The 8,664-nt window shown below is 55.6% G+C and carries 10 protein-coding genes; 2 read left to right on the forward strand and 8 right to left on the reverse strand.

What is annotated here, in order from left to right; all coding sequences use genetic code 11:
• Positions 1-53 precede the first annotated feature (53 nt).
• The 8 genes from EKN83_RS22815 to EKN83_RS22850 form a co-directional block, all read right to left on the reverse strand.
• Positions 54-350, reverse strand: a complete 297-nt coding sequence (locus EKN83_RS22815) for a YqjK-like family protein (protein ID WP_008503139.1) — start codon at positions 348-350, stop codon at positions 54-56.
• Positions 347-745, reverse strand: coding sequence for a phage holin family protein (locus tag EKN83_RS22820; RefSeq protein ID WP_025759867.1), 399 nt, complete (start codon positions 743-745; stop codon positions 347-349). The genes EKN83_RS22815 and EKN83_RS22820 overlap by 4 nt, the downstream gene beginning before the upstream one ends.
• A 1-nt stretch (position 746) precedes the next feature.
• On the reverse strand, positions 747-1,052 hold the full coding sequence (locus tag EKN83_RS22825; RefSeq protein ID WP_008503141.1) for a YqjD family protein: 306 nt from the start codon (positions 1,050-1,052) through the stop codon (positions 747-749).
• A gap of 29 nt (positions 1,053-1,081) precedes the next feature.
• Positions 1,082-1,450, reverse strand: a complete 369-nt coding sequence (locus EKN83_RS22830; protein WP_025759866.1) for a DUF1090 domain-containing protein — start codon at positions 1,448-1,450, stop codon at positions 1,082-1,084.
• Between the two features lie 143 nt (positions 1,451-1,593).
• The gene (gene mzrA, locus EKN83_RS22835) at positions 1,594-1,977 is read right to left on the reverse strand and encodes an EnvZ/OmpR regulon moderator MzrA (RefSeq protein WP_126801755.1); all 384 of its coding nucleotides are present in this window, start codon (positions 1,975-1,977) and stop codon (positions 1,594-1,596) included.
• Between the two features lie 2 nt (positions 1,978-1,979).
• On the reverse strand, positions 1,980-2,642 hold the full coding sequence (gene yqjA, locus EKN83_RS22840) for a DedA family general envelope maintenance protein YqjA (protein ID WP_045286330.1): 663 nt from the start codon (positions 2,640-2,642) through the stop codon (positions 1,980-1,982).
• A 344-nt stretch (positions 2,643-2,986) separates the two neighbouring features.
• Positions 2,987-3,763, reverse strand: a complete 777-nt coding sequence (gene exuR, locus EKN83_RS22845) for a transcriptional regulator ExuR (RefSeq protein WP_025759862.1) — start codon at positions 3,761-3,763, stop codon at positions 2,987-2,989.
• 184 nt (positions 3,764-3,947) lie between these two features.
• The gene (locus EKN83_RS22850; RefSeq protein ID WP_047959513.1) at positions 3,948-5,246 is read right to left on the reverse strand and encodes an MFS transporter; all 1,299 of its coding nucleotides are present in this window, start codon (positions 5,244-5,246) and stop codon (positions 3,948-3,950) included.
• Positions 5,247-5,722: 476 nt separating this feature from the next.
• Between EKN83_RS22850 and uxaC the strand changes: the two genes are divergently transcribed.
• Entirely contained in the window at positions 5,723-7,135 is a 1,413-nt protein-coding gene (gene uxaC / locus EKN83_RS22860) for a glucuronate isomerase (protein WP_126801756.1), read from the forward strand.
• A 17-nt stretch (positions 7,136-7,152) separates the two neighbouring features.
• Positions 7,153-8,640 carry a UxaA family hydrolase gene (locus EKN83_RS22865; protein ID WP_095451844.1) on the forward strand — a complete coding sequence of 496 codons (1,488 nt, stop codon included), beginning with the start codon at positions 7,153-7,155 and terminating at the stop codon, positions 8,638-8,640.
• Positions 8,641-8,664 lie beyond the last annotated feature (24 nt).

An 8,664-nucleotide genomic window follows, 5' to 3' on the forward strand; every position in this document is an offset into this window, starting at 1 on the left:
AGGGAGAGGGCGCAAAACAAAAAACGGTAACCAGGGTTACCGTTTTGCTTTTATCACCGCAGCTGCTGCTGACGAATTGTGGCTTTCACCAGACGCCAGGCGCTCCAGGCGCCAAAGCCACGCCGCGCCCAGCGGATCAGCATATTCGGATGACGAACCGTCCAGATAGCCATCACGCTACTGCCGACCAGGGCCCAGGAACGCAGGCTCAGGAAGGTGTTCCAGCCACGATCAAAGCGTCGCGTCGCATCAATCCAGTCGCGACGGCTGGCAGACAGATCCAGCCGTTGCTGCTGGATCTGGCTTAACAGATACGCTTTGCGCTTCTGACGTTCGGCTTTACCGCTCACGGCTTGTCATCCTCCAGCAGGGCGCGATCGTTAGCCAGCTCCTGACGCGTATGGCGCAGGAAAGTGGACTGGCGTGCTTTACGCAGCGTCCAGATCCCGCCAATCAGCGCCGCAACCAGCAGCACGACGGTGGTGGCAATCATCGCGTTAAGACGATACTGCGGGTCAATGGCCCAGATGATTAACACCATCAGGCTCATCAGACCAAACGCGGCGAAGAGCATGGTCAGGCCCAGCATCAGCAGCATCTGGAAGAGGTTCGCTTTCTCCTCTTCCAGCTCTACCACTGCCAGCCGGACGCGCGTTTCGGCAATGCCAACCAGCGTTGTTAAAATACGCTGGCCGATGCCGAGGACGTTATTAGCAGGCCCTTGTGCGTGACGAGGATCTTCCATATCAACGACGCGTCAGAAGGACACCCAGTACCACACCGACTGCGGCACCAATCCCGACACCCGTCCATGGATTATCACGCACGTATTCGTCCGCACGGGCAGCCGCTTCGCGGGTCTGTTTTGCCAGTGCATCACCGGTTTCACCCAGGCGATAGCGGCTCTCTTTGAGTGCCTGCTCCGCTTTGCTACGCAGTTTGCTGACCTCTTCCTTTGACTTGTCAGCAGAGGAGTTCAGCACCTCTTCCAGGGTATCGGCCAGGGATTTCAGTTCAGCGCGCAGATGTTCAGACGTCGTATCTTTTGACATGATTCTCTCCTGTTGAGATTTCCGTTAACTCAATAATCGCGAGCTTCCAGCGCTTTCAGGTCGTCCTGCGCTTCTTTCAGCTTCTTCTCGCGCTTAGCAATTTTTTCCGCATCGCCTTTCTCTTTCGCTTCCTGCAGGTCGCGACGGCGTTCGGCTATCTCGTCCTTCTGTTCAGCGATTTTTTTCTGGTGATCGGCACGAAGCTTGCTGTCTGTACAGTTCGCTTTCACTTCGCTCAGCGCTTTTTTAAGACCATCAACACGGTGCTGATTGTTATGCTTTTCGGCATAGCCGATCTCACGCTGAATATCCTGTTCTTTCTCCTGACAGAGAGAGTTTGCAAAGGATGCTGTGCTCAAAGAAAAAAGGGCCAGAGCCAGGGTCATGCGGAATTTCATTATCGAAACCTTCCATTGTGTTACGGCGTAAGCCGCGTTCCAGACTAATGCGGAGTACATTCGAGGGGTGCTCCGCGTACTTAAGCATAGTAAGTAAACGGGGGATTCACCAAAGTGGGTGAAAAGATTCGGAATCCTGGTAATTATCCGAACCGATGTGACGTATCGCGAATCAAGGACAGCCAGGCAGCAGGCTGGCTGTCATCTTCCTGCTGAGCGATGATATACCCGTGCGGCAGCGTACGGTCGAGAACCACTTTCGCGGCGGCACTTTGCGCACGGGAATCAAACTTAATCAGTAAAACGTCGTCCTGCGGGGTGATGCTCTTAAAGCGGATCCCGTTCGCATCAAGATGATGCCAGACAGAAAAGCCGTCAGGCACGCTCGCCCCCTGGTTTATCGGGCGAATGGCCAGCGTCGATTCCTGATGCGAAAGCGCGCTCCAGGCCAGCAGCAGGGCGCTGATGACCACCAGGGCAATCGCGGCACAGGCAAAGCGGCGCAGGGCGAACGGCGAGATAACCATCGTTAGCCTCTGGCTCCATATTTCTTTTTCCACAGGACGACCAGCGAGCCAATCAGGCCGAAGACCAGCAGAACAACGGGCAGCAGCATCAGGCAGGACATCAGCTGGTCCTCATATTTCATGAAGACCGGGGTTTTACCCAGCGCATAGCCCAGTGTGGTCAGAATAAGCACCCACAGCAGGCCGCTCATCCAGTTAAAGAACTGGAAGCGTGTGCTGCTCAGCCCGGAAAGGCCAGCAATGGTCGGCAACAGGGTGCGTACAAAGGCGATAAAACGGCCTATCAGCAGCGCTGAAAGCCCGTGTTTATGGAACAGGTGGTGCGCCCGCTGATGATAGTGCGCAGGCAGATGCGAGAGCCAGTTCTGAACGATCCGGGTATTGCCCAGCCATCTGCCCTGGATGTAGCTCACCCAGCAGCCGAGACTCGCGGCGACGGTCAGTAACAGAATGGTTTGCGGAAATGCCATCGCCCCTTTGGCACACAGCACGCCGACAAGCACCAGTAAACTGTCACCGGGCAGGAACGCAGCAGGCAGCAAACCGTTCTCGAGGAACAGGATCATAAACAAGACAAAATAGAGCATGCCAATCATGGAAGGGTTGGCCAGCGTTTCAAAATCCTGCGCCCAGAGGGCATGCAGTAGTTGGGTCAAAAGTTCCATTCAGTGTTCCTGGAAATCGGTTAACGTCACGCCTGTTATCCGGGACAAACAGCACGGCGACATTGTTGTGATTTCATTATGGTCGCTCGCGGACACATTGCGGTGTGGCCAACACTGTTCCCTGTTAATTGGCTGGTTAGCAAGCACTAACTTACAAAATAACGAAGTGAATCCAATTGTAACAAAGCCCAACGTTCTGCGTCACAGAATTTGCAGGGGCGAGTTGATTTTGGCGTAAGGCCAGGAAGTGAGCGAGGGGATTTACAAAGGCTGACACTATATATGTTTTGCTTACCCACTTAAGCCGGAAGGCGCAGCGAAGCGCCTGCCAGCAGAAAGGTCATCTATTTTGCGCCACTGGAGGCCGTATCAAGATGAACAACAGGATTATCGGCAAAAAGATAGCGGTCAGCGTTAAATTCGAAGTCGTCGCTGGTTTCATTGAACAGCATCTGCTTGGTGTTTTCCAGGTGCTGCCACATCGCCAGTTTAGCGGCATGAGGATCTTTACGAATCAGCGCCTTAAGAATTTGATCGTGATCGTCACACCAGTTGTCGACGGTACGGGAATCGATATGGTCGTGCAGTTTTTTCCAGTACGGGTTGTGAACGCGCTGAGTCCACATTTTCTCAACGATTGCCGCCAGTGCCGTATTTTGCGTGGCCAGAGCCACCTGAACGTGGAACTGCAGATCCCACTCTGAATCGCGGAAACATTTTTCCTTGCGGGCATTCTCCTGGATTTCCATCAATTTCATGATGTCCTGCTTGGTCACCTGCGTCGCCGCAAATTCGGCAATATTGCTTTCGATCAGCTGGCGAGCCTGGAGCAGCTCAAACGGGCCATAGCTGGCAAATTCCAGACTTTCGTCCGCGACGGGGGAGTGTTTCGGCAGATTGGAAATCACGTGAATGCCGGAGCCTTTGCGTACCTCAACGTAGCCTTCCACTTCCAGCATGATAATCGCTTCGCGCACCACCGTGCGGCTGACGCTTTTTTCATCCGCGATAAAACGCTCGGCGGGAAGTTTGTCACCGACAAGATAGACCCCTTGCTCGATGCGATTTTTCAGCTCGGCAGCAAGTTGTTGATATAAACGACGTGGTTCGGTGATTTCCATATGCGCTCCAGGCAGGGTACGGCAGATGATTTGTTATACCACTTTTGCGTGCCACTCTCCAGATTTTGCCATTAAAAAAGCCGCTACTGAGCGGCCTTTAAATGCCCGGCGGCGCTTCGCTTGCACGGGCCTACGGGTTTTGTAGGCCGGGTAAGCGTAGCGCCACCCGGCGGAAAAATGGTTGCTAACTCTGCGTCGCCGGTTTTCCGAGAGACTCTTTCGCCAGCTCTTCTGCCGATTTGCTTTTCAGCACCGTCCAGATCACCACCGCGCCCATCAGGTCGAAGACCGCCAGTACCGCAAACAGCGGGCTGAAGCCGATGGTATCCGCCAGCGCGCCAACCACCAGCGCAAACATCGTACTTGCGGTCCAGGCGGCCATCCCGGTCAGACCGTTGGCGGTGGCCACTTCGTTACGACCAAAGACGTCAGAGGAGAGGGTGATCAGCGCGCCGGACAGGGACTGGTGCGCAAAACCGCCGATGCACAGCAGGGCGATAGCCACATACGGGCTGGTGAACAAGCCGATCATCCCCGGGCCAATCATCAGCAGCGCGCCCATGGTCACGACCATTTTACGGGAGACAATCAGGTTCACGCCAAACCAGCGCTGGAACAGCGGTGGCAGGTAGCCGCCAACGATACAGCCCAGGTCTGCGAACAGCATTGGCATCCAGGCGAACATGGCAATCTCTTTCAGGTTAAAGCCGTAGACTTTAAACATGAACAGTGGGATCCAGGCGTTAAAGGTACCCCAGGCGGGTTCCGCGAGGAAACGCGGCAGGGCGATACCCCAGAACTGACGGGTGCCCAGGATCTGCCAGACGGTCATTTTCTTGCCGTTGTTGGTCTGATGCTGCGCTTCCTGACCACCAATTATGTAGTCACGCTCTTCTTCAGACAGTTTTTTCTGGTCACGCGGGTGCTTATAGAACAGCAGCCACGCTATTGCCCAGGCAAAGCTCAGCACGCCAGAGATGATAAACGCCATCTGCCAGCTGTGCATTACGATAGCCCACACCACCAGCGGCGGCGCAATCATCGCCCCGATGGACGAGCCCACGTTGAAATAACCGACCGCAATCGAACGCTCTTTTGCCGGGAACCACTCCGAGCTGGCTTTCAGCCCGGCAGGGATCATCGCGGCTTCCGCGGCACCCACCGCGCCGCGTGCCAGCGCCAGACCGCCCCAGCTGCCTGCCAGCGCCGTTGCCCCGCAGAACACCGCCCAGGCGATGGCGAAGAAGGCATAACCGATTTTGGTCCCGAGAATATCCAGCACATAGCCTGCCACCGGCTGCATGATGGTATACGCCGCGGAATAAGCGGCAATGATGTAGGAGTATTGCTGCGTGGAGATATGCAGCTCTTCCATTAACGTTGGCGCTGCTGCTGCCACGGTGTTACGCGTCAGGTAGCCCAGCACGGTGCCTAACGTCACCAGCGCGATCATATACCAACGTAACCCTTTAATTTTACGCATCTAAAACCTCATCGTTATGTTATTTCCGCGCCAGAGCACGGCAACCGCTCAACCGTTGCCGGGAGCCGTTGTGTAACGGGAGGGGCGTAGCCGGGAACAGCTCCCGGAACGGCCCGAACCTTGCCATAAGTAAGCGTGCATAAGTCGGTATCCGTACCGTTAAACCCGATGTCTCTCACACCGGTAATGCATTCCGTCGGCTAAGTGTTTGCGACGGCGAAAAGATAACTTGTCATACAACTTTAAAAGGTGAGTGACATCACAAATGTATGATTATTTGTGGGGACATTCGTCGCTGCGGGCAAAGCCAGTAATGGCGCGGCCTGCAGCAGGGTTTGTTCCAGTGAGGGGAATGAATTTGTTGGCGTTTATTGATCTCTCTCACGAAAAAAGGTTCGGTGGGTGGAAATTGGTGTGATAACTTTGCAGCATATGAACATACGCTTTCTGACGCTCCCGTAATGAGGAAGACGATAATGACGCCGTTTATGACTGAAGATTTTCTGTTAGATACCGAATTTGCCCGCCGCCTGTACCACGACTACGCCAAAGACCAGCCAATTTTCGACTACCACTGCCATTTACCGCCGCAGCAGGTTGCCGAAAATTACCGTTTCAAAAACCTGTATGACATCTGGCTGAAAGGTGACCATTACAAATGGCGCGCCATGCGCACCAACGGCGTGGCTGAACGCCTGTGTACCGGCGACGCCACTGACCGCGAGAAGTTTGACGCCTGGGCGGCGACCGTTCCGCACACCATCGGCAACCCATTATTCCACTGGACGCACCTTGAGCTCCGCCGTCCGTTTGGTATCACCGGAACACTGCTCTCTCCAGCGACCGCGGATGAGATCTGGGATCGGTGTAATGCGCTGCTGGCGCAGGATAACTTCTCCGCGCGCGGCATCATGAAGCAGATGAACGTAAAAATGGTGGGCACCACCGACGATCCGATTGACGCTCTCGAACACCATGCGGCCATCGCCAAAGACAGCGCGTTTGACATCAAAGTGTTGCCAAGCTGGCGCCCGGATAAAGCTTTTAATATCGAACAGGCCACATTTAAGGATTACATGGCAAAGCTGGCCGAGGTTTCTGATACCGACATCCGTCGTTTCGCAGACCTGCAAACCGCGCTGACCAAACGGCTGGATCACTTCGCGGCGCACGGCTGTAAAGTGTCTGACCATGCGCTGGATGTGGTGCTGTTCGCGGAATCAAACGAAGCCGAGCTGGACAGCATTCTGGCGCGTCGTCTTTCCGGTGAGTCCCTGAGCGAGCATGAAGTGGCGCAGTTCAAAACGGCGGTACTGGTATTCCTCGGCGCAGAATATGCCCGTCGCGGCTGGGTACAGCAGTACCATATCGGCGCGCTGCGTAATAACAACCAGCGCCAGTTTATGCTGCTGGGCGCGGATGTGGGCTTCGACTCCATCAACGACCGTCCGCTGGCTGAAGCGCTGTCTAAGCTGCTGAGCAAGCAGAACGAACAAAATCTGCTGCCAAAAACCATTCTCTACTGCCTGAACCCGCGCGATAACGAAGTGCTGGGCACCATGGTCGGCAACTTCCAGGGTGAAGGGATGCCGGGCAAGATGCAGTTCGGTTCCGGGTGGTGGTTCAACGATCAGAAAGACGGTATGGAGCGTCAGATGACGCAGCTGGCGCAGCTTGGCCTGTTAAGCCGCTTTGTCGGCATGCTGACCGACAGCCGCAGCTTCCTGTCCTATACCCGACATGAATACTTCCGCCGCATCCTGTGCCAGATGATTGGCCGCTGGGTACACGCAGGCGAAGCGCCGGCGGATATCCAGCTGCTGGGCGAAATGGTGAAAAACATCTGCTTTAACAATGCGCGCGACTACTTCGCCATTGAACTGAACTAAGGCCGTTTGAGGTTGATATGCAATACATCAAAATCCATTCGCTGGATAACGTGGCCGTCGCGCTGACGGATCTCGCTGAAGGCGACGTGGTGACCGTTGATAACCAGAGCGTCACCCTGCGTCAGGCGATTGCTCGCGGACATAAGTTTGCCGTGAAGCCTCTCGCCAAAGGGGACAACGTCGTGAAGTACGGTCTGCCGATTGGGCATGCGTTAGCGGATATTGAGCCAGGTGAACATCTTCATTCCCACAATACCCGCACCAATCTTAGCGATCTGGACGAGTACAGCTATCAACCTGATCTACCCGCAGAAAGCGTTCAGGCTGCGGATCGCGAGGTGCAGGTCTACCGTCGCGCCAACGGCGAGGTGGGGATCCGCAACGAGCTGTGGATCCTCCCGACCGTCGGCTGCGTCAATGGGATTGCGCGTCAGATCCAGACGCGCTTTCTGAAAGAGACCAATAATGCCGAAGGCACTGACGGGGTGCATCTCTTCAGCCATACCTACGGCTGCTCCCAGCTGGGTGACGACCATATCAATACCCGTACCATGCTGCAAAACATGGTGCGTCATCCGAATGCGGGTGCGGTGCTGGTGATCGGCCTCGGCTGCGAGAACAACCAGGTGGACGCCTTCCGCGAGACGCTGGGTGAGTTTGACCCTGAGCGCGTGCATTTTATGGTGTGTCAGCATCAGGATGACGAGGTGGAAGCGGGCATTGAGCAGCTTCATCAGCTTTATGAGGTGATGCGTCATGACAAGCGCGAGCCGGGCAAACTGAGCGAGCTGAAATTTGGTCTGGAATGCGGCGGGTCCGATGGCTTGTCCGGTATCACCGCCAACCCGATGCTGGGCCGTTTCTCGGACTACGTGATCGCCAACGGCGGCACGACGGTGCTGACCGAAGTGCCGGAGATGTTCGGTGCAGAGCGTATTCTGATGAGCCACTGCCGTGACGAAGCGACGTTTGAGAAGACCGTCACCATGGTGAATGACTTCAAACAGTACTTCATCGCCCATAACCAGCCGATTTATGAGAACCCGTCGCCGGGTAATAAAGCGGGCGGGATCACCACGCTTGAAGAGAAATCCCTCGGCTGCACCCAGAAAGCGGGCGCGAGCCAGGTCGTCGATGTGCTGCGCTACGGCGAGCGCCTGAAAACGCATGGTCTCAACCTGCTGAGCGCCCCCGGAAATGATGCGGTCGCCACCAGCGCGCTGGCTGGCGCAGGCTGCCATATGGTGCTGTTCAGCACTGGCCGCGGCACGCCGTACGGCGGTTTTGTACCGACGGTGAAAATCGCCACCAACAGCGAGCTGGCGGCGAAGAAAAAACACTGGATCGACTTTGATGCCGGACAGCTGATTCACGGTAAAGCGATGCCTGAGCTACTGGCGGAGTTTGTGGACAGCATTGTGGAATTTGCTAACGGCAAGCAGACCTGTAACGAGAAGAACGATTTCCGCGAGCTGGCGATCTTTAAGAGTGGTGTGACGCTGTAATCGGTGCGGCCTGATGCCCTCACT

This window comes from Enterobacter sp. WCHEn090032, from assembly GCF_003986875.1.
Classification (GTDB): Bacteria; Pseudomonadota; Gammaproteobacteria; order Enterobacterales; family Enterobacteriaceae; genus Enterobacter; species Enterobacter sichuanensis.